Origin of the sequence: Cryobacterium zhongshanensis, assembly GCF_022760445.1 — a bacterium.
Lineage (GTDB): Bacteria > Actinomycetota > Actinomycetes > Actinomycetales > Microbacteriaceae > Cryobacterium > Cryobacterium algoricola.
The window spans coordinates 107,917-131,009 of sequence record NZ_JALGAR010000006.1 but is presented as its reverse complement, the minus strand read 5'-3'; the positions used below and the strand labels follow the sequence as shown (position 1 = coordinate 131,009).

The window sequence follows — 23,093 nt, the reverse complement described above, 5'->3', positions numbered from 1 at the left end:
GCTGCCACTATTGACCGTTACACCTGTCAAACCGAGAGGAGCAACAATGGTCACCGGACGTTCACCGGCACGCACGCGTCTGCTCAAGGAGCTCGGCTCGAACATCTCCCGTTGGCGGACACTCCAGGGCCTCAGCGCCACGGTACTGGCCGAGCGTGCCCACATCACGCGGGATACCCTTCGAGCTATCGAGACCGGCACAGGTGCTCCCCGCATCGACTCGCTGCTCGCGGTGCTCTTATCGCTCCACATGGCCAACACCGTCGTTGCGAGTACCGACCCCTGGAACTCGCTAGCGGGACGAGCGTTGATGGACGAACTGATCGGCACGCCAAACGAGCGGCAGTGGATGACCGAACCACCCGATGGGCCGATCCCGATCGCACGCCGCGACGACCGCTAAACGTCCGAACACATTCCGGGCCTCTATCCGAGCGTTGCCTGAACACCTGATTCATTGCGGTATCACGTGATTCACGAAGGAATCAGCGTCACAGCCCGCTCGGAGGATTCGACAGCACCGGTGCCTGCCATCCCGGCGCGAGATGGTCAAGAAGCGCGATGCGCTCAGCACCAAGCCGAGCGTTGTGATGGTCGTCGCGCCTGTTCTTCAGCCAAGTAGCAACGCGCCGCTCGTCAGCGTCGGAACTGCGTCGGTTCGGCCAGGAGCCGGCTTTCGTCACGTGGTCACCCAGTTCACGCGCGGTCCGCTCCCACACGGTGTCCCGCGGCCCGGCACCCTCCCATCCGGGAATGTTCGCGTTCAGCCACGCAGTCAGCTCCGCGTCCAGCTCCCCGCTGTGGTGCGCGAGTCGCTTCGCGGTCAGCCACGCCCCAAGACGCTGCTCGTCTGCGGTGCCGCCGTTCTGGCGAGGAAGCCGCCCGGTCCTCAGCAGGTGATCCTGCAACGCAGCGGTGATCTCCGTCCGGCCCCGTTGGGGCAGCGCCGGCGATTCGCGCCAGCCCGGGAGATTCGCATCCAGCAGCATCTGCCGCTGCGGCGTCATCCACAGCGTGCCCGTCCTCGCCGCACGGCGCTGGGCCGAGACCCAGCCACCCGGGTGGCTCTCGCCGCGGGGAATCGCACCCCTGACCCGGAAGGCAGCAACGGCGTGCTCGAGGTAGAGCATCCACTTATCGTCATTGGTCGCCACGACTCCAGAGTAGCGACGCCGGTTGCTCTCGTCGGCGCGGACGGCGCTCCGCGCGGCGACCCGAAAAATTCGATCCCGCACCGATGCGTGCCACCTCGACACGCGTCCCCACAACGTTCCTTCCCACGAACGCCGGGCTCTGCCGACGGCTTCGTGGATCCGCCCAGCCACACACCCAGAAAGAGGATCAACCATGTCCGAGATCGTCAGAGTAGAAGACCCGCCGATGATCCCCTTCGGGAAGCACGCCGGCAAGTCAGCAGCCGAGGTGATGGCCACCGACCCTGCATACGTTCAGTGGATGCTTGCCCAGCCCTGGTTCCAGGAAAAGAACCCGACCCTCGTTCAGTTCTTCGTGCACGGCAGCGTTGCAAGCTTGGGCGCCGCCGGTGTGGAGCCGGCTGAGACACCTGAGCACAACGTGCTTCAGGCGAAGTTCACCCAGGATGCGTACTGCTTCGCCGCGGCTGCGATGTTCTCCGCGGGGCAGAAGATTCGCACCGTCGCGGAAGTGCAGAAAGAAGGCGAACAGCTCGCGGGGCCTGCGTTGGAGAGTTGCGTCCAGTCTTTCCACCCCACGATTGCGGATCGGCACTTTGAGCTGCATGCCTGGGACGTGCAATTCAGCTTCACTGGCGCATACAGCGAGATGGGCACTTCCATGGAACCCGTATGTTCCTGTGAGCCGGGCCTCTTGCCTGAAGTGCCGCGCGAGCCGAAGCGCCCCGGATACGAGGCTGACCCCGAGACGAAGGCGGAGCACGGCCGCCTTCAAAGTGCACGCCACGATGCGAGCCAAGACCACTCGCGCGTCTTGAGAATGAACGAGGACCGCGAAAAGGCGAGATTCAACCCGTATGGGTACCTCGGCTCTTGGCAGCAGACCGCAGCCTTCGACACCTACGTCAAGGCGACCCAGCATGAGCTGAATTGCCCGAGGTCGTCGCTCGCATACTTCCGTGCTTGGCCGTTCTACGACGAGTGCCTAGTCACCAGCACACCCCGCCGGTTTGGCCTCGAGCTGAAGCCCACAATGGGCGACGATTTCCCGGCTGTACTCCGGCAGGTTCTCGGGTACCTCAACCGACCCGGCGTGGGAGGGGCCCCATCCCTCGCCGCAGTCGTCGTCGGCGAGTTCCGGTCCGCGAGTGTGCCCTGGCATCTCGTGAAGAAGCAGTTCTGGGAGTCCGGCGTCCTGCTCGTGCGAGAGGCTGAGCTGGATGCGCTCGTCGAAAAGCACGCGCATGACTGGGGCATCGACCTCAGCGCTGCGGCGGCTGACTTCACGATCAGCTTCACCGACCAGTTGTAACAGCACCGTCCGCAGCGCTGGATCGCACGGCTTGAGGTGAGCGTTGCGGCCGAGAGGTCTGCAGCGCTCACCTCAAGCCCCTATCCGTGACAGCACAACTCAGTGATCCCCGCACATGCAAAAAGAACCGCCGCACATGTAGCAGCCCGGCTTTCCATAGCACCGATTGCAACCGCCGCAATCGGTGATCCTCTCGTTGTGCATGCGGCTAGCAGCCGCATCGTCAGCCGCGTAAGTCCCATTGCATGAGGAGCAAGTCACCATGGTTGTTATTTCCATCCTCGTTAGTCCGGTTGATCTTTGTCGCCCGGTCGTGCATGCCGCGAGCATATCGACCACGGGTGACTCGACCGGTCGACGCACCTCCGACCCCCTTTTTTCTGCGCAGCCCCATCTCACTTCAAGGGTGTGGTTTTTTACCACCGATAATCGCACTTATCACTACTATTGGGCGCACGGCCCTTTTTTCGGTTTTGAGCATCGAAAACGGGCATTTCGACCTGTCAGGAGGAAATCGGTGGCGACGGAACAAGAGCTGGACCGCCTGGAGGGGCATGAGAACGTCAGGGCCGAGTTGACTGTTCTCCCCGCCGGCGCGATCGTCCCAGCGCGCGTGAGCGCTCCCCTCTCGGACGAGCTCCTCGCCGCGATTCAGGAGAATCAGGAAAACGCCAGCGCCGCCAACACCAGCCGCGCCTACGTGAGCGACTGGGCCGCATTCGAGCGCTGGTGCGACGAGAACGACCAGGTAGCCTTACCCGCCAGCGGGGCCACCGTTGCTGCCTACCTCACCGACCGGGGCAGCGTCGTGAACAAGACCGGCGAATACGCCTACGCACCGAGCACCATCTCCCGCTGGCTGACCTCGATCAACGTTCGCCACCACGCCGACGGGCACACTCTGCCCGGCTCGCTGGCCGAGGTGAAGAGCACCCTCTCCGGGATCCGCCGCGGCCACGTCCGCCCGACCCGGCGCATGGCGCCGCTGCTACTCAAAGACCTGAAAAAGGTCCTCGCCGGGATCGACACACGCTCGTACCCTGCAGGCATCATCGGCCATCGCGACTCGGCGATCCTTGTCATGGGCTTCGCCGGCGCCTTCCGCCGTTCTGAACTCGCCTCCCGCCGCATCGGCGACGTCATCATGCACTCCGAGGACGGACTCCACGTTCGTCTCCTCACCTCAAAGACCGACCAGGAAGGCCGCGGCTCGATCAAAGGTCTACCCTTTGGCGACAACCCGGCCACCTGCCCGCCGTGCGTGTTCCTGCGCTGGGTGCGCGTGCTCGACGCAGCCGCCAACAGCCCTCGCAGCGAGATGATGCGGCTGTTGCGCGAATCAGACACTGCCGTGCACATCTGTCAGCAGCCGACTCCCGAGCTCGAGCGCCTGGATCCCAAGGATGCCCTCTTCCGGCCAGTGCGCAAGGGCGGCCACATCGGGCTCGACGAGATCAGCGGGCAGGTGATCAACGACCTCACCAAGCGCCGCCTCACAGCCGTCGGCATGAATGCCAAGCGATTTGGTGGGCACTCGCTGCGCGCCGGATTCGTCACTCAGGCGCTCCGCTCGGGAGCGACGCCGCAGGAAGTCATGCGCCAGACCAACCACAAGAGCGTCTCCAGCGTCGAAATCTACCGCCGCGAGCACGACCCGCTCAGGCAGAACGCCGTCACGAGAATCGGGTTGTAGCGACCATGGCCACGAAGGCGCGGGAAGCCCGCGACTGGGAACTCTTCGTCGACTGGTGCGCGTCCATGGGCACCAACGCCCTGCCGACGACGGCCGAGGTCATTGCCGATTTCCTGACTGAGTTCCCAGCGCCAATGGAAGCGCAGGGCCGGCGCGTACGCGCCATCCGCAAGGCGCACGAGAACGAGGGCGTGCCGCTGGCGTTGCCGACGGATCGTCGCGCCTCAGTGTTGCGCGAGGGCCCGGAATGGGCGTCTGTGCCGCGGGCGCTGGCCCAGCTTCCGACGTATGGCCACCCGAAAGTGCTCGAGGCCGTCATCCGCGGCCGCCGCGACGGATGGTTGATTGTGCTGGTCGGGATCCTAGGCCTCAGTCGAAACGAGGCTCGTCTCCTCGAGCAGACGGATGTTGAGCTTTTCCCTCGCCTCGCCATCAAGGGTCACCCGGTCCCAAGGACCGATCCGGCCTCGGAATGCCTCGCCTGCGCCGTGACGCGGTGGCTCCACGTCGCCGGCGCCGCGTCGTTCGGCTTCCGAAATGAGCTGCTGGACGTCATCAGCCCGATTGGGATCGACCCGGCTGCGCACGACTGCGACATCGGCTTGGACGGCGTCTGGCGCCAGGCGAATACGCTCCTGCCGTGGGTCGACCGGCACGGCTGGGTCTCCGCGGACCCGATGAGCTCACGCTCAGTCAGCGCCACCCTGGCCCACCGCCAGGCGTTGGGGCCGGTGGCTGAGATTCGCGCCTACGTCGCACCGACCGGCGGCCGCTATGAGCACGCCACCATGAACGAGTTGGCCGACGCCTACGACGACGTCGACACCAAGGTCGCAGCGATGCTGCTGCACCTAAACGAGATCCTTGACGAGAGTGCCGAAGTGCTCGATCACCTCAAGGAATTCGACCTGTAGACCTCAGCCTTGCAGGCTGCGGTCCTCTCCTCTCGAATGGGTGACAGGGCGCGCGCGGAGCGCGCACCGGGGGACAGGGTGATGTTCAGAACACCGTCAGAACACCACCCACAGACCACAACCACACACAGAGAGGGGTCTGCAATGGGACTGTTTCTCAATGAAATTGCCACGACCAAGCGCCCTCCCGTGAGTGCGCTGGCCGTCGCGTCGTTGATCGTCGCCGCCACCGGCTTCCTCAACGTCGTTGGCTTCATCGTCGGGCCCGTGCTGGCGCACATCGCCCTGATACGCCTCCGAAAAACACACGAGCGCGGCCGCCGGCTGGCGATCGCGACCCTCTGGGTCTCCTACGGGTCCCTGATCGCGGCGGGTGTGTCGCTGCTGGTCATCCTGATCGCCGCATACGCGGCGCTCCCCCAGCCCAACATCCCCACACCCCACATTTTCTGATCCCAAACCATCGCCGATTTCGGCTGAAAGCGAGGCCCTCATGGCTGAGAATGCCGACCACGAACCCACCGTCCACATCACCGTCCAGACGCCCTTCGGGTCCGAAGATGTCGCCGTGGCTGACCTACCTGAACCGATGCGCGCGATGCTGATCGAGAACATCCGATCCGGAGACATGCCCGACGTGATGCGCAATGCTCTCTGCAAAGCACTCGGCATCGACCCCGATGACCTCCCCGAACCGGCGGTGACCGCCGACAGCGACACCGACCCGGACAAGGCCCCTGCGGATGGACACGCGCCCGGCTGCGACTGCGCCGAGCGCTACCGCAAGCACGTCTGGGGCATCCTCGATGACGCGTTCCCGCAGGAACCTCACCTGTGGAAGGCGATGGAATCCCTGTTCGAGCTCTCCGCGATCAACCCGCGAGAGATCAACGACGAGGCCCGGCGCACCGCCCTCGCCGAGGCCGCCACGCACATCCAGCACCAAACGGAGCTGACCGGCCCACCGCTCAGCTCCATGGAGCAGATGATCCGGGACTTCCGCAGAGACCTGGGCATCGCCTAACTTTCCCGTGCAGCAAGGCCGTACCCCACCCGGGGTGCGGCCTTGCTTCGTCGCGCGGAACGGAGGGTGTTCCAGATATAGATCAGTGCGGTTTCCCAGACGAGCAGATAAGCGCTCCTAGACACACGCGAATCGGCCCATGCGGGACTCCACGCACAGACACCCTGAAAGGCATCACAGATGGCGAAGACGCAGAACGAGATCACCAAGCAGGTGACCACCAAATATCTCTCCACCCTCAACGCGGCTAAACCGCCGACGACCGCAACGATCGAGGAAGCCCTCATCGCGGCGACCAACGCCGAATTCGCGATCGAGAACACCGGCCGCATCGGCAGCCACCGCATCAATCTCCTCAAGCGTCTGTCCTTCTCCCAAATCGCCCAGATCCTCATCACGCTCCACCGGGTCGTGCGCATCGCCCCCTCAGGCAAGAACACCGACCGGGACTACGACCTCCTGGCGATCTACGTGGCCGACGGCGAGGACGAGGGGATCTACGCGACCAGTGAGGACCAGATCCGCAGCATCGCCAGGTGGTACAACCGGGAGCTGACGATCAACGACTCACGTGAAGTCATGACCGTGCTGCGCGAAGAGGCTCCCCGAGTCAACCGCTGCGCCGACCGCGACCTGATTGCCGTCAACAACGGCATCTTCGACTACCGCACCAAGAAGCTCCAGGGCTTCAGCCACGAACACGTCTTCCTCTCGAAGGCCCGCGTCGACTACGTGGCAACCGCCCTCTCCCCCGGCATCCAGACACCTGACGGAGACACCTGGGAGGTCGAGGAATGGATGCACACCCTCTCCGACGACCAAGAAATCGTCGAGTTGCTCTGGGAGATCCTCGGCGCCATCGTGCGCCCGCACGTCCGCTGGAACAAGAGCGCCTGGTTCTACTCCGACGTCGGCAACAACGGCAAGGGAACCCTGATCGAGCTGATGCGAAACGCAGTCGGTGCTGCCAGCTACGCGAGCATTCCCATCAGCGACTTTGGCAAGGACTTCCTGCTCGAGCCGCTGACCCGCGCGAGCGCGATCCTGGTCGACGAGAACGACGTCGGAACCTTCATCGACAAGGCCGCCAACCTCAAGGCGATCATCACCAACGACGTGATCTCGATCAACCGGAAGTACAAGACCCCCATCGCGTATCAGTTCTGGGGCTTCATGGTGCAGTGTCTAAACGAGTTCCCGCGCATCAAGGACAAGTCCGAGAGCTTCTATCGCCGACAGCTCTTCGTGCCGTTCACGAAGTGCTTCACCGGCGCCGAGAAGCGCTACATCAAGGACGACTACGTCGGCCGCGACGAGGTCTTGCAGTACGTGCTCAAACGCGTCCTGCACATGGACTACTACGTGCTCTCCGAGCCGGAGGCGACCAAGCTGGTCCTCGAGGAGTACAAGGGGTTTAACGACCCCGTGCGCGCCTTCTGGGACGAGTTCGAGGAAGCGTTCATCTGGGACCTGTTGCCCTTCCCGTTCCTGTACGACCTCTACAAGGCCTGGTTCGCGAAGACCAACCCGTCCGGGTCACCAATCGGGCGCAACGTCTTCGTGAATGACCTCGTCGCCATCGTCCGCAAGTCCACTCAGTGGTACTGCGCGGACAAGACGGCGAAGGTCCGGCCTGCAGCCCGAATGGCCAGTCCCGAGCCGATCATCGCTCGGTTCGACCTGAAGGACTGGATGAGTCAGACCTACACCGGGTCTGACCCGCTGAAGAGAAGCGTCGTCCACCCGCTGGCACCCAACTACCGAGGCATCCAGCGGCAAGGTACGGGCACCGCGGCCGCCAGTCCCGCAGCGTCCACCGACGACGACAAGCCGTAGCCACCTCGGGTGCGCTCACGCTCTCTTCAGAGCGTGAGCGCACCCGGTCGACCCGGCACCCCATCCCCGCACAAGAAGAAGAGACCCCAATGTTCAACAGCGAACGAAACCCTGTCCTGAGGAATCTCCGGAAATGGAAGGCCGACCCTCGCGAGTGGGCCCACATCCTGCGGAGCATCGACACCGGCCAGGCGAAACCGAACGCCAAGGATGTGAAGCAGGTCCTCGCGGCTTGCCAGCTCGGTTCGGCCCGTCTCGTGCCCTTCGACGGTGGGTTCATCGTCAAGGGCGCCCGGCACAATCAGCCGGCGGCTTGGGCGCTGAATGCATCAATCGACCACGCACGCAGGGTGCTCGATCGGTACGTCTCCGTCTACGGACCTGAACTTTCGAGGCGCGACGAATGACGCTGAAACGAATATGGGTCGCTCGTTGCGACCACCCTGGCTGCCCGGCCACAGTGATCGCCGAGCAAACCGATCTGGAAAAAGCCGACTTTGGCATGAGCGTCAACGACGCCGGCTGGCAGGCCTCTCCGAGCCGCCCGAAGACATTCTGCCCCGACCACTGGACTGACCCAAAGGACGACGACGATGGCTGAGAGTGACCGACGACACACGCCGCCCGCAGCACGCGATGAGGAGACGTTCCAATGCCCCAACTGCCTCCGCCAGTGCACTTGGTCCGATGGCTACGGCTGGGTTTGCAGCAAACGAGGCGGCTGTGGGAACGAGTATCCCGTCGCTGAAGTGCCACCCGCGCTCAGCACAAAACACGACTTCACCGACAGCGAACGCTGCACGTTCTGCGGGGTGAACCAGTGGGAGATCAACCTCCCCGACGAATGCACCCCGCATCCGTACAACCACTTCACCACTGAGACCCCCTCAGCTGGCTGATCCGACGCAACGACTCGAGGAGTCACCCATGGCAAACGCACACAAGACGCTGACCGAGAATCTTCGGCGACTCACCGATCCCGCCAGCGGCGCGGATGAAATCGAGACGAAAGATGCGCTGGCCTGGATCGACGCGGCCATCGCCGCCCTGGAGTCCCTTCCGACCTCTCCCCCGGGAGAGACGGAGCGGGAAGCGCTGGTTGCGCGAATGCATGCTCGCAATGAGTTTGATTATGACGAATGTGACCATGGCACATACACCGGGGGTCCCAGCAATGGTGAACCGTACGCAATGTGCGAACGGCAGGCCGATTCGCTGATTGCGGATGGCTACGTCCATGCGATTGAGCCACTACCAGCGCAAGTTGCCTTCGCACCCGTCGAGAACTGGGAGGTCTGGGAAACCGGTCAGCCCAACGGATCCGGGGTCATTGAGCCGAGCGACAACCGCGAGTGGTTCTCCGCCGATCGAGTCACGCACCACCGCCGCGTGCACACCTTCATCGGCCCGTGGGAGCCAATTGGCCCGCCGGTCCTCGATGACAGCCCAATCGACCAGGGCCCGAATCATGGGTAAGTGGTTCGGGGTCGGTGACCGCGTCGTTTGGCGCAACGAGTACGGCAAGATCCAGCGGAGCGTCGTCAGCGAACCTCGCGGCGACGCCTCGTGGGTCAAGCCCGAGGGCATCATCACGACCGAGTCTGAGCTGGTCGCCAACGACCGCCTCTTCCTGAATCCGACGACCCCTGCGCTGCCGCCGGCGCTCACACCGCCCACAGCGACATCGAAGGAGTAGCCCATGAAGAAACAGACGACTGAACTCGATGTTCGGCACCTCACCGGTGCCGAACGCATCGTCGCCGAGCGCGCCCGCCACGTCACCGTGGAAGGCTACGACGCCGAGCACGATCGCGGCCGTGCCCGAGATCTGATGAATGCTGCCGAAGCCTACGTCGAAGTCGCGCTCTGCGGCCCGGATGCCTGGCACGACCCGGACGGAAACTACCTTCCGCCCGGCGGTTGGCCGTGGTCGAACGATGAGTGGAAGCCCACAGGTGACCCCTCACGAGATCTCGTAAAGGCCGGTGCCCTGATCGCTGCAGCTATCGACGCCCTCGAAGACACTCGACAGGCGACGCGTGTCGGAAAGGCGGACACCCGCGGGAGGCACGCGGCCATCGGCGTCACACCAGCCAACGACCCCGCCACCCAGCACATCTACCCCGGATCGGACTACGCATGATGACCGTATCCACACCGAGGTTCAAAAGGCTGAGCCTGTGGCGACTGCTCACCATGCGGAAGGCCGCGCTCGAGGCGTACACCGCCGAAGAAGCCGCGACTCACGAGGCCTGGCTTCTTGAGTTGCGCATTCGCCGAGCCCGCCGGGAGGTCGCTCGCATTACTCAGGCGTTATCCCCCGAGCACAGGCAAGCGCAGACTGAGGCGTTGGCCAAGTGGCAGGCCCACCTCGACTCTCTCCTGGATGACGGCGTTCCCGCCATCATGGCCGGCGACGAGTGACCGGCCGGGCGGAGACAGCAATAGATAGCCTGCATCTCCGCCCCAGCGCCCCACTGAGCGCTACGAAGACAGAAACCGACACAGCTGCACCCCGTGAACGTGAAAACGCGTTAGATGAAGGAAAACGAGCATGAATAAGCAATTCTGGCTGAGTCAGCGAGCGCCCAAGCTCGCAAACGACTCTGTCGAAAACAAAACCTCGACAGAGCTCACCCGATGAGCGGCAGCGTCGAGTATCCCTCCGCGACCAAGCCGCCCTACGACAAGGTCAAGACGGCCACCTACATCACCACCTCAGTGCTGGAACTCAGCGCTGTCATCGTCGGTGCCGGTTACGTCTTCGGCTGGTGGAGCTGATGGGTACCGCCGCCGTGAAGGTCGGCCAGATCTGGGCCGACAACGACGTGCGTAGCAAGCCCCGCACCATTCGCGTGGTCGAAATCATCGGTGAGAAGGCTCTCGTCGAGGTAGTCACGCCGGCCGCGGCGGCCGTCAACAAAGGCGCCCGTACACGCGTCGCGCTGAAGCGCTTCCGGCCGATCGCTACCGGCTACCGCTTGGTGACCGACGTCCCTACTCCGTGAACTAACCCGTAAAGGAAAACGAGCATGAATGAGCAATTCTGGCTTGGCCTGCTTGCATTGCCGATCGCAGCCATTGCCGTGGCGGTCGCGTGGGCCGCTCTGGCCGCTGCTTCCAAGTTGTGGGCCAAGTTGCACCAGCAGCTCTTGACGAAGGTCAAACCTGCAAGGACCGCAAAGCAGCGATCACTGCAGGCCACCACAATCGGTGATGCGCTCGAGAACGGAAACGCCCTGCGAATGATCTCCGGACTCGGATGGGTGATCGTTTGGGCGCGGGACAGCAAGCCAACGCAACCCCCTCGCCCCGGCGACGATGAAGAAGACAATGAGTGAGCGCTATGACGAAAGCAACTACGGTCCTGACCGGCCACGGTCTCTGGTACGAAGGCGCGCCTCACGATGAGAACGGCGTCCGTATGTACGGGCGCGGAACCACCGGCACCGGGCGCGGCATCTGCCGATGCGGAGAGAAATCCCCGATTCTGCACAGCGCAGGTCAGCGCCAGCAATGGCACCGCGAGCACAAGGCAACCATCCGCTCGGCCGCCACGACCGCCGGCGCAACCGTGAAGGTCGGCCAGGTATGGGCCGACAACGACAAGCGATCCGTTGGTCGCACCATCACCATCACCACCGTTGGCGAATCCCGCGCAGAGTTCTTCGATGGAATTCACCACCGGCGCGCGCTCCTCACGAGGTTCCGCCCGACATCCACGGGGTACCGGCTCGTGAAAGACGTGCTCGGCACGCCCCAGCACGAGGCCACGCTGCAGGACTGACTTCGTCACAAAACCCGGGGGCCACACCGCCCTCGGGCGGTCAGTGCTGCCTGCGGAGCGCCCGCAGTATCCACCCGACCCAGACGAAGGAGCCTCCATCGCTGACAAAGACAGCGCCGACGAGGCCCTATCTGCCGAAGAAGCGCTCCGTGCCGAACGCATCGAAGAAGCCAGCGACCGCATGCGCGACCTGATGGTGGCGCTCGACAAGATCGCCCATGACGCAAATCTGTCCCGTGGAGCTTGGCTCTATGAGATCAAGGACGATCTCGAGGGGCTCGCTGATCGCTATGCGGACTGGACAGACCAGTTCAACGACGACTTCGCCGAGGAGCCGCCATACGTGGATCCCAAGCCCTGGGAATGCCAGCCGTGCGGCTACCGCGGCGCGACAAGTCAGAGCGTCACGCCGGAGAACATCCACGAAGGCCATCCCGTCTACAACCCGCGCGCGACGCCGCCCGAGTAACCAGGCCACCAGCTCCGCTGCGCCACCCCCGACGCTGCCACACGAACCAGAAGGAGAACGACCGATGAGCGACAACGAGAACATCGCCCCCACCACCACCCGCACCATCGAACCGGGAACGTTGGTGACCGACGAGACCGGCCACCCGTTCACCTACGGCGGGCCCGCAGAGCACGTTGGATTCACCACCACCAGCTATGGTGCCGGCCGACCTGTCATCCATACCGAGCTGAGCAACGTGGCACCGTTCGATCAGGTACCTGCCGCTGCCCAACTCGACAAGAAGGACCCGCGCATCTCTGTGACACTCGACAAGGCCGGGCGCCCGAACACCTGGAGCGGCAACTGGCGCTCCGAGACCACCGGCACCGCCTTCCCCCGCTGGCACAAGACCAAGCGCGACGGCCTGGAAGAATCCGCCCGCCGCCTGGCTATCGCCGACTGGTGGGCCAACGTCTGAGCGGCACGACAGCCGCTGACGACGCCGAAGTGCACGCAACTGCTCGTATCCGTGCAAGTCTAGACATCTGCGCCCGCACGAATTCAGCAGAGCCACCCACCTGACCACATCGAAATACCACGAGGAAGGAGCCACCGGATGTCGCAGACACTCTTGGCCCCAAGCCAGAACAAAAACACCAGAGCCGTCACCGCCAAAACGGCGAGCTTCACCTTCTACGACATCGAGTGCCTGAACAACGTCTTCACGTTGTGCGCGTACTCGCCGCGCACCAACTCGGTCGACGTCTTCTATCTCGTCGACGACACCGAAGACAGCGCGCTTTCCGCAGAACTCCGCACCTCGCCGTTCGACACGACAGTGGCCGCCCACGCGATCATCGCGTCGAACCCGGCCTTTCAGGCCCGCAACGACCTGACGCGCACCATCCGCTTCCACGATCTGTCCACCTGGCTCGGGAACTACGCCCTCGTCCAGATGTTCGGGCTCAGCGACGCTGACTCGGTCAACGACCCGGAATCCACGTCGAGCTACACCGAGCACCTGCGTCCGGTGTGCGACACGGACCCCGAGTACGACCCGTTCGACAAGCATCCCTACTTCGCCGGCTACAACTCCTCCAACTACGACACGACGATGCTCGCGATGTACTTCATGGAGGCGTTCGCGCACCTGCCGGCTGCCATGGCCGCAGGTCAGCGCGCCGACTACAAGTTCGTCCCGGCCGACGCCAGCCGCCTACGCTCCTACAACAACGACTTGTTCCAGGAGCCGTACAAGAGCTACATGCCCAAGTACCTCACCGACAGTCCTGTCGCCGGGGGTAAGCGATGGAAGTCCGTCCCGCACAAGATCCGTCAGGCGATGATCAACTCCGGTCGCCACCTCGACGTCGCCCGTCTCAACGAGGCGCAGCAGATGGTGGCGCTCAAGCGCTTGCTCGGCGGCCTCGGCCGTCAGATCATGGAGAGCGACAAGCTCGGCACGCACAATGCGACCGTCGAGTCCGTGGAGGACCTCTACGAGCTGCTGTCCTACAACGTTTCTGACGTCGTAGGCCTGGCCAACCTCTTCGATCACCCAACTTTCGCGTCGGGATTCGACCTGAAGAAGGGCCTGCTGGACGAGTACCCAGAGACCGTCTACGACAAGTCAAAGTTCTCCTACGCGCCGAATATCAGCCCTCGAGCTGTGCGTCGCGGGCGTCTCACCCCGGACTCGTCTTCGGCCAAGTTCGTAGGGCTGATCCTCAGCCCCTACGGCAATCTCGAAGACATGGAGAGCGTCAGCTACCTCTACCCGTCAGAGCAGGTCGCCCAGGAACGCGGCATCCCCCGCGTGAACGTCCTGGACGAGTGCCTCACGTTCTTCCAGGCCGGCGTTGCCGACCCCGAAGCGCGTGCGTCGTTCGACGAGGTCTACCGGTACTACAAATCCATCGAAGGAGTGAACTTCAACTCCTCCGAGGAATACCGCAGCAGCTACCCCGACGGGGGGCGCGCGAATGTCCTCTCCGAGATCGCGAAGGCTCCGAATAACCTGCCGTACTTCCAGGCAGACGGATCTCCGTCGACGTGCTTCGCCACCTTCTCCACCGGTGGAATTCACGGCGCCGAGGCGGATTGGGGCGCGTATGGCGAAGAGCTCGTCACCTGGGACGAGAACGAACGCCTGCTCCGGGAGGTCAAGAAGCTGGTTCCTGACCCGCTGGTGATGCGCACCACCAAGGGTGGCATCATGCTGTCCGACGGCCGTGTCGTGGAATTCAAGGACGTCATCTCAGCGAAGTCGACGATCAAGGCCCTCACGGCCCGGTCGGAAGCGATCGCGTCGATGGGTGACAACCCTGACCCCGCACAGCTCGCCGTGATTGAGGAGCAGTACGCCGGCATCGGCTACAAGCCGTCCAAGCCCCGGCCGGAACTGTTCGAGCAGAAGAAGGACGGCTCGACGAAGCTGAAGCCCAAGTACACCTTCACCTCCATGGCCAAGGCCATCCACGAGGACTTCACGAGCTACTACCCGAACATGCTCCGCAACATGAGCGCGTTCTACAACGCCGAGTTGGGCGAGGACCGGTACGCCAAGATCCTCGCGGACAAGGACCGCTACGGGCAGATGATGAAGGACCCGAGCATCACCCCGGAAGAGAAGACTCGCCTCGGCGTTCTTCGCAACGGAACGAAGCTCATCCTGAACTCGGCCTCCGGCGCCGGAGATACCGCGCACTTCACGCCGATCCGGGTCAACAACGCCATCATCTCGATGCGCATCATCGGTCAGCTGTTCTCCTGGCGAATCGGCCAGGCACAGACGCTGGCGGGCGCCCGCATCATCTCGACCAACACCGATGGCCTCTACTCCGTCCTGGACGAAGAGACCAACAACCGGGTGCTGGCCGAGCAGCAGGCGCTCATCAACGTCGAGATCGAGCCCGAACCGCTGATCATCGTCAGCAAGGACTCGAACAACCGGCTGGAACTGGAGGTCCCGGAAGACCCGAACACGCCTATCTGGGAAGCGCACATCGTGTCGGCATCCGGCGGCACGCTCGCGTGCCACAAGGAGCCGCAGCCCACGAAGAGCCTCGCGCACCCCGCGGTGCTCGACTGGGCGCTGGCGCGCTACCTGCGCTACATCGCCGGTGGATTCGTCCCCAGCTGGAGCACGGATGGCGCACCGATCAGCCTGGCCGATCCGATGGATCGTCGCCTCGGCAAACAGCTTCTTCACGAAGCTGTGCGCGAGAACGACCCGGTGCTGGCGGCACGCCTGTTTCAGAACGTGGTCGTCGCCTCCAACGGCAAGATCACGATCCCGTTCGCATCGGACCCGATGGATCCGATCAATCCGGACCCGAACGCGGTAGTCAACCCGCGCACGCTCCAGCACTACAACCGGATGTTCATCGTGCACCAGGGCAAGCCTGGGGCGGTGTCACTCCGGGCAGCTGGCGCGTGGGTGGTCAACCCGGCCTCCAAGATGAAGCGGCAGAAGGAAGGCAAGGGCGCGACGGCTACCGACGGGGTTGCTCTGGCAATCCTCCAGGCCAACGGTTTCGCGCGCACCCGTTTGGAGGCGAGCGAGTTCAACCGTGAGCTTCTTCCCGTGGAACAGGACGTCGCCGTACGCCGGATCTCCGGCATCGACCCGTCCTGGAGCATCCTCATCGAGAACAGCGACCTCATCTGCATGGAAGAGGGCAAGCTGCGGGACCTTCTCGGCTGCCTCGACCTCGACGTCTATCTGGACATGCTCGTGACCGTCTACGAGAAGAACTGGAAGAACGACGCAGAGGACGCCGGCGCAACTGACGACGCGCTGGACGACGACGAGGAATAACACCGCCACACACACACGACCCGCACGAAGGGGCTCTGACCGAATAGTCAGGGCCCCTTCGTGTATCCCGACGCGCACAAATGTGTCGCTGACCCTCCAAACCGAAAGCGAGACCTCGCGATGAGCCCCAATGCAGACACCCCAAACCCCACAGTGTCGGACGAGCTTACGGCGGCGCTTGTTGCCCTCGCCGCCCTCTCGCGTGGCATCGGCGAGGGTGCCCAACACCTGACCTGCACTGAGGCTGAGGCCCTCGCGGAAGTACTTCGCGCCGCGGGTCACGAAGAAGCCGCCGCCGAGATCATCGAGGGCCATACTGCGGGCGACGATGACCCGGACGATGAGCACCGCGCCGGGTATCTCATCGGGAACAGCCTGCCCGCCGACCACGACGCCCACGAAAGCGAGATTGCACCATGAGTACCAAGAACAGCCCTAGCCACGTCTTCGCCAATGGCGACCGCGTGACGTGGCAGGAATCACGTCAATACGGGGGCGACGGCCCGATCCTCAGCGGGGTCGTCAGCACGGTACACCCACCCGATGACGATCACCCGGGCGGCGGTGAATACAGCCTGTCGCTGGACAACGGCGACTCCGTGCTGGCTTGGCGCGAGGAAATCGTGCCCGAGGACCCAGACGCCGCCATGGGAATTTGCAGCAAGGCCTGACCGCGCCCCCGCATCACCCGTGACCCGGTGTCGTCGAACCTCGACATAGCTGCATTCAATTCCAAGACAGGACCCCATCAATTGAAGAAATCACTCATAGCGGCCGTCGTAGCCGGGGCACTCCTGGTGCTCCTCACGGGCTGCACCGCCTCCGCCCAGCCTGACGAGATCGCGTGGGAGCTCACGCTCGAGAATCCGATTGTCGCAATTGACGACGTCTCGGGCGTTTACGTGCAGGGACGGATGGCCACTTTCGGCGGCGGATCCGTGGATTCCAAGGGCGTCATCGACTACACCTACGCGTACCGGACCACGGACGGCGGCATCCGCCAGGGCCTCATCAGCAACTTGTACGAAAAGCTCGGCTTCGCGACCGAATACCCGGGATCGAAAGTCGTCACGATCTACCAGGACGTCACGAAGGACAATGGCGTGCCGCGCCTGGAGATCTACCACTGCAGCCCGAAGCCGCCGTCAGATACTGACCCGCTCGGCGACGTGCTCTTCGACATCTTCAGCCTCAAGACCTGTGTCCTGCCTGACGGTTCCAACATGGGCACCAGCACTTACCGGGTCGACCTCCATGTCCCCGCAGGCGCCGTCGTCAATACCGACTCGCTCAAGACCAAAGATCCCAACCCCGCCGGCTAACCAGGCAAGAGCCGCGTGGCTGCAAGCCGCACCGACGTCCACTGCACCCCCGATACGAAAGAGGCACCCATGCCCAACCACACCCCGTTCCACAACGAGGACGCCGAAAGTGCCACCTCTGCTGGCGACGCCATCGACGAGTACTTCACCAACTCGGCCGTGCAGACGGTCGAATTCAACGACTGCATTGCCGAGGATGCCGAGTACTCCGCGCTGCGCTGGATCACCGCCAAGGCGGTCTACAACCGGATGCACACAGGTCTCGACGCGCTCAACGCGATCCACCTCGGAGCCCTCGCGAACTACCGCGAAGACGTCGCGCTCATGCCCAGCTCTCGCAGTCTCGAGCCCGGAGACTTCCGGAATCTCGGAGCGGCTCTCCTCGCTCTCGGCCTGATTGAGGCCGACGAGATCGAAACGGCCGACGAAGCCGAGTAACTTCCAAGCCCGCACATCAAAGTGCGCCCACCCGATACACGCAGCAAGGAAAGAAGCCACCATGACGCAGCTTGACGCCACACTCACCCAGATCAAGACGCTCCTCGAAGACACGACCCTCGACGCAGCTGCCAAATCGGCCTCAATACACGCGCTGACCGACCCCGCAAAGATCGCAGCCCGCGCGCTGCGCACTGACATTGTGGCCGACGGCCTCGGCGACGCTCTATCGGTTCTCGACGCGATAGGCAGCGCGTCGGGCCTGTCGCCGGCTGAGTGGTACGCCGAGGTCAAGGACGAACTGACCGGCCTCGCCGACCGCTATTGGAACTGGCTCGACGCCCCCGACGCAGATGCCAAATGGGACGTGACCATTTCCGCACGCGAGGCAGTCTTCGCCACGCTCCCGGCTTCCGGTGAGGCCGTCGAATTCAGCCAGCTCGCGGCGAAGCTCAGCAGCCTCTCCGCTGCGGCGATCAGGGCTGGACTCATCGCCCTGAACGAAGAGGGTCTCGCCGACCTCAAATACGGATCCGGCTGGTTCCGCGTCATCGCTACCGGCAAGATCCCAACCACCTAGACCGTCTCACAGAGGAATCCCTCATGCGCTTAAGAAAGTCGCGTCGAACGACGCAGCCGCAACCCCGGCTGCTACCCCTCGACGCTTACCCGGACACCATCGACGAAGAAGGGCGTGATCGCATCGACCGGCGCCTGCGTCTGCAGCTGGCCTCCGTCCCGATCGAACCCGGCCCGTATCTTGACCCCGAGAACGAGCCGTGGACGCTCAACACCGACGGTTCGTGGACCGACAAGAACGGCACGACGCGCTCCAAGCTCTACGCCCCCATGCTGTCGATGTACGCGCCGTTCACGAGGGTGTCCCCCGAACCAGAACAGGCCCCGGCCAATGGGTAAAGCCGAGTTCTACGTTGAGGGTTACCTCGTCCGCCGCGTCAAGGCCGCCGGCGGAATGTGCCTGAAGTTCCTCTCCGGCATCACGGGCGTCCCCGATCGAATCGTCATCCTTGCCGGCCGCACGCTCTTCGTGGAGACAAAGGCGCCCGGAGGGGTCCCTAGCCCGCTCCAGCGCGTGCGTATCCGGGAGATGCGCGAAGCCAGCGCGGACGTCCGCGTCATCGACACCCGCGAGCAGGTCGACGACCTCGTTACGGAGCTGCTCGCTAATCAACAACTCAAGACAGAAGTGGAGGCCGCCTGATGGCTGCACAAATTACCGCTGAACCCGTGACCGCGAGAACGTTCCTGGCCATGCATTCGGGCACCTGCTCAATCTGTGAAGAGCGGTACGCCGCGGAAACGCCGATCATCTCCACCCCCTACGGGTGGGCGCACGACGTCTGCCCCGAACCCAAGCCGCTGGGTGCTGTCTGCGCCGGCTGCTTCACCGAGATTGCACTGAACGGAGAATGCCTCTGTTGAACCTCGGCCCACCACTCCCTGAATAACCACCTCGGGCTCCAGCCATTGCTGCGCACCGTACGAAAGGCATCTCCCCAGTGTTCTGCATCGCAGCATTCATCGTTCTCCTGTTCATGGCGGCCGTCTCCGCCCGCTACCGCAAATACCTCGCGAAGGCGTGGAACTGCACCTTCCGCCGGATGACCTTTCGGCCCTGTGACACCACCTTCAAACAGGACATGAAGGATCACCTGCTGGCCCCGATCGCCGCGCGCAGGCCCGGCCTGGTCAAGCCCGCGAGCATCGGCCTCGAGGTCGTCGCCGTGCTGATCATCCTGACGACCATCTGGAGCGGGTACGAGGTCGTCAAGAGCGGCGTCAACCTCTACGTCTACGGAACCTGCAACAAGCAGGACTCGGCGTCCTGCAGCCTCGGCGCGGAGGCGTGCTCAATCCCCGACCAGACCCCGGGCTTCGGCGATTCCATCGCGGCCTGGGACATCGTCGGTGCCTTCGGCAACGAGTTCGCCAGCCTTGGTGAGACCTTCTCCGCCATCCCGAGCCGGATGCAGAACTGGGGCGCGACGACGTACCTCCCGGCCAACGCGAGCTACCTGAACGGTTTCGACTCGGGCAAGGAGACAGCGCTCGAGGTCATTGACCCCGGCTGCACCTACTGCCTGCAGCTGTTCCAGAACATCGAGGCGAGTGGCTTCGACAAGAAGGAGAACCTGACCTACATCGCATACCCAATCCAGTCGGCGACCGGCTACAAGTTCAAGAACTCGCTGCTCGTCACGCAGTACCTCGAAGCGCTGCGCCTGAACCCGCTGGACAGTGCGGCCACCCCGGTCGACTGGCAGATCCTCAAGCGCATCTACTCCGAGAAGAACGACGCGGGAGTTTCCTGGCAGAGCGTGATCAATGAAGCAGAGCCGGCGGCGGCCGACGCGCTACTCCAGGGCTGGTCAGCCGAGTTCGGCCTGAGCCCGGCGCAGGTTGCCTCGATCACCTCCGTCGCGGCATCCGACAAGATCACGCAGATCATCGCGGCCAACAAGAAGACGGTCGAGGAGAGCATCCACACAGTGAAGATCCCGACGATCATCTTCGACGGCCGCCGCCACGACGGCCTCGTCTCCGTCGGCGACCTGAAGTAAACCAGCCGGATACCGCACGCCGGCGCCGAACCCGATGAAAGGACCCGTATGAAGACCCAAGAGGTCTACTCCGCCGCCATGAACGAATGGCTGTCACACAACGGGAGCGCACCGATGCTGGTGGGCTCCGGCTGGGAAGCGCACGCCGTCGGCCTGGCTGCCGTCGCGTCGACCGCAAAGGCCGAGGTGCTGGCTGAAGTCAGAGCCAACCTGTCCAGAACAATCGGGCCCGTGAACTGCGACGCCAATGAAACCGGCACCTTCCTGGACGGAATGGTCCGGATGCGCGAGCACATCGAAGCAGAGCTCGACTCGCGCGTCGCCGAGTTCCGCGCGGCTTCGACCCCAGCCTGATCGTGACTCGTAAAATGCTCGTTTACGAGTAGATAGACTCGGTGAGCAGGAAATCCCTGCATCCACCATGGAAGGAATCATCTATGACTGCCGACACCGGCGTCACAGTGGAGGCACCCGCCATCACCGTCACCATCTTCAGCAAGAACGACTGCACGAACTGCACCAACACAGAGAAGCAGTTGGACCGCCGCGGCGTCCCGTACAGGGAGATCAACGTCCAGGAAGACACGGCACCCCGCGAGGAGTTCGGCGGCCGGACCCCGTTTGAACACGTCGTCGAGACGTACGGCCGGCAGATGCCCGTCGTTGTCGTCAATGACCACGCACGAATTGACTGGTGGGCAGGAGCCCGCATCGACAAGATGCTCGACCTGGTCAAGCAGTTTGACGAGGTCGGACAGCTGATCCCCGAGGACCAGCGCGTCGCCCGATGAGCGTCGAGCGACTGAGTGACGGGCTGATGCCCGCCTAGCAGTCGCTCGCCCTCCGTCTCACGCGCTAGACCCAAACAGCCAGACTGCTGCGCCGGGCACTCCCCTCAATACAGGGAAGCGCCCGGCGCTTTTTCGCGCCCAAAACCCGTCCCACCGTGCGCCCCGTGCGCGGCACCTTCAGCGCGCCCAAAAACCGCCCACTCATCACATCTGACCCGAGAGGAGTCGCCGCATGGCATTCACCATGCCCACACTGATGCCTCACCAGGAGGTCGTCAAAGACTTCATCATCCAACATCCGAAATGCGGGATCTGGCTCACCATGGGCGGCGGGAAGTGCTTGAGCACCCTGGCGGCGCTGGCCACCGTCCGACCAACCGGTCACATCCTCGTCGTCGCCCCCGTCAACATCGCGCGGTCCACCTGGGTCGACGAAATCCAGAAATGGGGGTTCCCACTCCGCACGCGGAGCCTGATCGTGAACGAGCGAGACAAGAAACTCACCCGGAAAAAACGCCTTGAGCAATACGAGCAGATCTTCTCAGATCCGCCGACGATGTATTTCATCAACGTCGACCTCATCGACGACCTCATCAAGGAGTTGCCGCGACAGAAAGTTGGCCGCGACGAAACCATACTCTGGCCGTTCCAAACGGTGATCATCGACGAGTCTCAGACTCTCAAGGGCTATGCAGGCGTCCGGTTCAAGGCTCTCGCACAGGTCGCGCCGGCCGCCGTCCGCATAATCGAACTCACCGGAACGCCGACGCCCAACGGGTTGATGGACCTGTGGAGCCAGATGTACCTGCTCGACGGTGGCCTCGCGCTAGGCAAAAACATCACCGCGTATCGCGAACGGTTCTTCTACGAAGTGCCCATCCGTGGCACCACGCGGGTCGCGTACGAGCTCCGGCCGGGTGCCGACGAGTTGATACACGCGCTCGTCAAGCACAAGGTGATGAGCGCCGAGAACACAAAGATCCCGATGCCCGTCGTCTCCATCGACGACGTGAATATCACCCTCGACGCCGACACCATGGACGCGTACAAGGACTTCACCAAGCAACTGGTGATCGACCTGGCGAGTCCCGACCCGAGCAACCCGGGCACGGTGACGATCACGGCCGACAACGCCGCGATTCTCTACGGCAAGCAGCTCCAGTTCGCCTCGGGGACCATGTACACCGACGCAATCCACAACTATGCGGTCATCCACGAAGAGAAGCTCTCCATGGCGGAGTACCTGATCCGTAACAACGGCGGTTCACCCGTCATCATCGCCTACAAGTTCAAGTCCGACAAAGCACAGCTGCTCAAGTACCTGACGGCCGCCGGACACAACGTCCAGGGATTTGACGGCAGCAGGGACATGATCCAGCGATGGAACGCCGGGAACATCCCCGTCATGCTGCTCCAGCCCGCCAGCGCGGGCCACGGCCTGAATCTTCAGGACGGCGGCCACACGCTGATCTGGTACACCCTGCCCGACTCGCTGGAGCACTACCAGCAGACCAACGCGCGCCTCGCGCGCATGGGTCAGCTGCACCCGGTGCAGATATGGCGGCTCATCACGAAGGGCACCCGCGACGCGAAGATGCCTGGCGTCCTCGCTCGCAAGAAGCTCGTGCAGGACGGCCTGCTCGATGCGGTTCGTGTCGAGATCTACGACTTCGACGACGACATCCGGGAGATCCTCGGAGACCTTGACCTCAGCCCGGTGTAGGCGGCTCAACAGGCCAAATCCGCGCGCGAGAACCCACGACGGCGCCACCTATCAAGGTGGCGCCGTCACCGAACCATCAACACGTAGAAGGGCATTCATCATGACTGACACCGCCACGAACCAGTACCTCGTCCGCGTGAATGGAAAGAAACGAGGAGGGCCTGTCGACCGAAGCACCGCCGAGAGGATGGCCGAAGCGGAAGCCGCGAACAGACCTGACGCCAGCGTCACGGTCCGACCCGCCAA

Annotated in this window: 33 protein-coding genes; 32 read left to right on the top strand and 1 reads right to left on the bottom strand. The window is 63.5% G+C overall.

From position 1 onward, the window contains the following. Positions 1–46: 46 nt before the first annotated feature. Complete coding sequence (locus MQH31_RS17875; protein WP_243013167.1) at positions 47–403, top strand: helix-turn-helix domain-containing protein; 357 nt, start codon at positions 47–49, stop codon at positions 401–403. Positions 404–491: 88 nt separating this feature from the next. Here MQH31_RS17875 and MQH31_RS17870 read toward each other — a convergent pair whose 3' ends face one another. Next, the gene (locus MQH31_RS17870) at positions 492–1,154 is read right to left on the bottom strand and encodes a helicase associated domain-containing protein (protein WP_243013166.1); all 663 of its coding nucleotides are present in this window, start codon (positions 1,152–1,154) and stop codon (positions 492–494) included. 193 nt (positions 1,155–1,347) lie between these two features. Between MQH31_RS17870 and MQH31_RS17865 the strand changes: the two genes are divergently transcribed. From MQH31_RS17865 to MQH31_RS17715, 31 genes are all read left to right on the top strand, one after another. Next, positions 1,348–2,466 carry an exodeoxyribonuclease X C-terminal domain-containing protein gene (locus tag MQH31_RS17865; protein WP_243013165.1) on the top strand — a complete coding sequence of 373 codons (1,119 nt, stop codon included), beginning with the start codon at positions 1,348–1,350 and terminating at the stop codon, positions 2,464–2,466. Positions 2,467–2,728: 262 nt separating this feature from the next. Beyond that, a complete protein-coding gene (locus MQH31_RS17860) occupies positions 2,729–4,159 on the top strand; it encodes a site-specific integrase (RefSeq protein ID WP_243013164.1) in 1,431 nt (476 codons plus the stop codon). A gap of 5 nt (positions 4,160–4,164) precedes the next feature. After that, the gene (locus tag MQH31_RS17855; RefSeq protein ID WP_243013163.1) at positions 4,165–5,073 is read left to right on the top strand and encodes a hypothetical protein; all 909 of its coding nucleotides are present in this window, start codon (positions 4,165–4,167) and stop codon (positions 5,071–5,073) included. A gap of 144 nt (positions 5,074–5,217) precedes the next feature. After that, on the top strand, positions 5,218–5,526 hold the full coding sequence (locus MQH31_RS17850) for a DUF4190 domain-containing protein (RefSeq protein ID WP_243013162.1): 309 nt from the start codon (positions 5,218–5,220) through the stop codon (positions 5,524–5,526). A 40-nt stretch (positions 5,527–5,566) separates the two neighbouring features. Beyond that, a complete protein-coding gene (locus MQH31_RS17845; protein ID WP_243013161.1) occupies positions 5,567–6,097 on the top strand; it encodes a hypothetical protein in 531 nt (176 codons plus the stop codon). 180 nt (positions 6,098–6,277) lie between these two features. Next, positions 6,278–7,933, top strand: a complete 1,656-nt coding sequence (locus tag MQH31_RS17840) for a DNA primase family protein (RefSeq protein ID WP_243013160.1) — start codon at positions 6,278–6,280, stop codon at positions 7,931–7,933. Positions 7,934–8,022: 89 nt separating this feature from the next. Continuing rightward, entirely contained in the window at positions 8,023–8,340 is a 318-nt protein-coding gene (locus MQH31_RS17835; RefSeq protein ID WP_243013159.1) for a hypothetical protein, read from the top strand. After that, positions 8,337–8,534 (top strand): hypothetical protein, encoded by a 198-nt coding sequence (locus MQH31_RS17830; protein ID WP_243013158.1) that lies wholly within the window; start codon positions 8,337–8,339, stop codon positions 8,532–8,534. The genes MQH31_RS17835 and MQH31_RS17830 overlap by 4 nt, the downstream gene beginning before the upstream one ends. A 326-nt stretch (positions 8,535–8,860) precedes the next feature. Next, positions 8,861–9,409, top strand: a complete 549-nt coding sequence (locus MQH31_RS17825) for a hypothetical protein (protein ID WP_243013157.1) — start codon at positions 8,861–8,863, stop codon at positions 9,407–9,409. Next, positions 9,402–9,629: a hypothetical protein gene (locus MQH31_RS17820; protein ID WP_243013156.1), complete on the top strand. Its 228-nt coding sequence runs from the start codon at positions 9,402–9,404 to the stop codon at positions 9,627–9,629. The genes MQH31_RS17825 and MQH31_RS17820 overlap by 8 nt, the downstream gene beginning before the upstream one ends. Before the next feature lie 3 nt (positions 9,630–9,632). Continuing rightward, positions 9,633–10,076 (top strand): hypothetical protein, encoded by a 444-nt coding sequence (locus MQH31_RS17815; RefSeq protein ID WP_243013155.1) that lies wholly within the window; start codon positions 9,633–9,635, stop codon positions 10,074–10,076. Next, positions 10,073–10,357 carry a hypothetical protein gene (locus MQH31_RS17810; RefSeq protein ID WP_243013154.1) on the top strand — a complete coding sequence of 95 codons (285 nt, stop codon included), beginning with the start codon at positions 10,073–10,075 and terminating at the stop codon, positions 10,355–10,357. The genes MQH31_RS17815 and MQH31_RS17810 overlap by 4 nt, the downstream gene beginning before the upstream one ends. 216 nt (positions 10,358–10,573) lie before the next feature. Beyond that, on the top strand, positions 10,574–10,714 hold the full coding sequence (locus MQH31_RS17805; protein ID WP_243013153.1) for a hypothetical protein: 141 nt from the start codon (positions 10,574–10,576) through the stop codon (positions 10,712–10,714). After that, a complete protein-coding gene (locus MQH31_RS17800; protein ID WP_243013152.1) occupies positions 10,714–10,941 on the top strand; it encodes a hypothetical protein in 228 nt (75 codons plus the stop codon). Before MQH31_RS17805 ends, MQH31_RS17800 begins: the two co-directional genes overlap by 1 nt. A 24-nt stretch (positions 10,942–10,965) precedes the next feature. Further along, positions 10,966–11,274 (top strand): hypothetical protein, encoded by a 309-nt coding sequence (locus MQH31_RS17795; protein WP_243013151.1) that lies wholly within the window; start codon positions 10,966–10,968, stop codon positions 11,272–11,274. A gap of 5 nt (positions 11,275–11,279) precedes the next feature. Beyond that, a complete protein-coding gene (locus MQH31_RS17790) occupies positions 11,280–11,720 on the top strand; it encodes a hypothetical protein (protein ID WP_243013150.1) in 441 nt (146 codons plus the stop codon). A gap of 43 nt (positions 11,721–11,763) precedes the next feature. After that, on the top strand, positions 11,764–12,189 hold the full coding sequence (locus MQH31_RS17785) for a hypothetical protein (RefSeq protein ID WP_243013149.1): 426 nt from the start codon (positions 11,764–11,766) through the stop codon (positions 12,187–12,189). A 64-nt stretch (positions 12,190–12,253) separates the two neighbouring features. Beyond that, on the top strand, positions 12,254–12,649 hold the full coding sequence (locus MQH31_RS17780; protein ID WP_243013148.1) for a hypothetical protein: 396 nt from the start codon (positions 12,254–12,256) through the stop codon (positions 12,647–12,649). Positions 12,650–12,787: 138 nt separating this feature from the next. Next, positions 12,788–15,991: a hypothetical protein gene (locus tag MQH31_RS17775; RefSeq protein WP_243013147.1), complete on the top strand. Its 3,204-nt coding sequence runs from the start codon at positions 12,788–12,790 to the stop codon at positions 15,989–15,991. A 153-nt stretch (positions 15,992–16,144) separates the two neighbouring features. Then, a complete protein-coding gene (locus tag MQH31_RS17770; protein ID WP_243013146.1) occupies positions 16,145–16,411 on the top strand; it encodes a hypothetical protein in 267 nt (88 codons plus the stop codon). Next, a complete protein-coding gene (locus tag MQH31_RS17765) occupies positions 16,408–16,662 on the top strand; it encodes a hypothetical protein (protein ID WP_243013145.1) in 255 nt (84 codons plus the stop codon). The genes MQH31_RS17770 and MQH31_RS17765 overlap by 4 nt, the downstream gene beginning before the upstream one ends. A gap of 81 nt (positions 16,663–16,743) precedes the next feature. Beyond that, positions 16,744–17,313 (top strand): hypothetical protein, encoded by a 570-nt coding sequence (locus tag MQH31_RS17760; RefSeq protein ID WP_243013144.1) that lies wholly within the window; start codon positions 16,744–16,746, stop codon positions 17,311–17,313. Between the two features lie 69 nt (positions 17,314–17,382). Continuing rightward, complete coding sequence (locus MQH31_RS17755) at positions 17,383–17,751, top strand: hypothetical protein (protein ID WP_243013143.1); 369 nt, start codon at positions 17,383–17,385, stop codon at positions 17,749–17,751. 61 nt (positions 17,752–17,812) lie between these two features. Continuing rightward, positions 17,813–18,331 (top strand): hypothetical protein, encoded by a 519-nt coding sequence (locus MQH31_RS17750; protein WP_243013142.1) that lies wholly within the window; start codon positions 17,813–17,815, stop codon positions 18,329–18,331. A 23-nt stretch (positions 18,332–18,354) separates the two neighbouring features. Then, positions 18,355–18,669, top strand: coding sequence for a hypothetical protein (locus tag MQH31_RS17745; RefSeq protein WP_243013141.1), 315 nt, complete (start codon positions 18,355–18,357; stop codon positions 18,667–18,669). Next, positions 18,662–18,973 (top strand): PDDEXK family nuclease, encoded by a 312-nt coding sequence (locus tag MQH31_RS17740; protein ID WP_243013140.1) that lies wholly within the window; start codon positions 18,662–18,664, stop codon positions 18,971–18,973. The genes MQH31_RS17745 and MQH31_RS17740 overlap by 8 nt, the downstream gene beginning before the upstream one ends. Next, entirely contained in the window at positions 18,973–19,194 is a 222-nt protein-coding gene (locus MQH31_RS17735; RefSeq protein ID WP_243013139.1) for a hypothetical protein, read from the top strand. Before MQH31_RS17740 ends, MQH31_RS17735 begins: the two co-directional genes overlap by 1 nt. A 77-nt stretch (positions 19,195–19,271) precedes the next feature. Continuing rightward, positions 19,272–20,333 carry a DsbA family protein gene (locus MQH31_RS17730; RefSeq protein ID WP_243013138.1) on the top strand — a complete coding sequence of 354 codons (1,062 nt, stop codon included), beginning with the start codon at positions 19,272–19,274 and terminating at the stop codon, positions 20,331–20,333. A 48-nt stretch (positions 20,334–20,381) separates the two neighbouring features. Continuing rightward, on the top strand, positions 20,382–20,687 hold the full coding sequence (locus MQH31_RS17725; RefSeq protein ID WP_243013137.1) for a hypothetical protein: 306 nt from the start codon (positions 20,382–20,384) through the stop codon (positions 20,685–20,687). An 83-nt stretch (positions 20,688–20,770) separates the two neighbouring features. Next, complete coding sequence (locus tag MQH31_RS17720; protein WP_243013136.1) at positions 20,771–21,124, top strand: glutaredoxin family protein; 354 nt, start codon at positions 20,771–20,773, stop codon at positions 21,122–21,124. A gap of 232 nt (positions 21,125–21,356) precedes the next feature. Further along, entirely contained in the window at positions 21,357–22,847 is a 1,491-nt protein-coding gene (locus MQH31_RS17715) for an SNF2-related protein (protein WP_243013135.1), read from the top strand. The last annotated feature ends 246 nt before the right edge of the window (positions 22,848–23,093 follow it).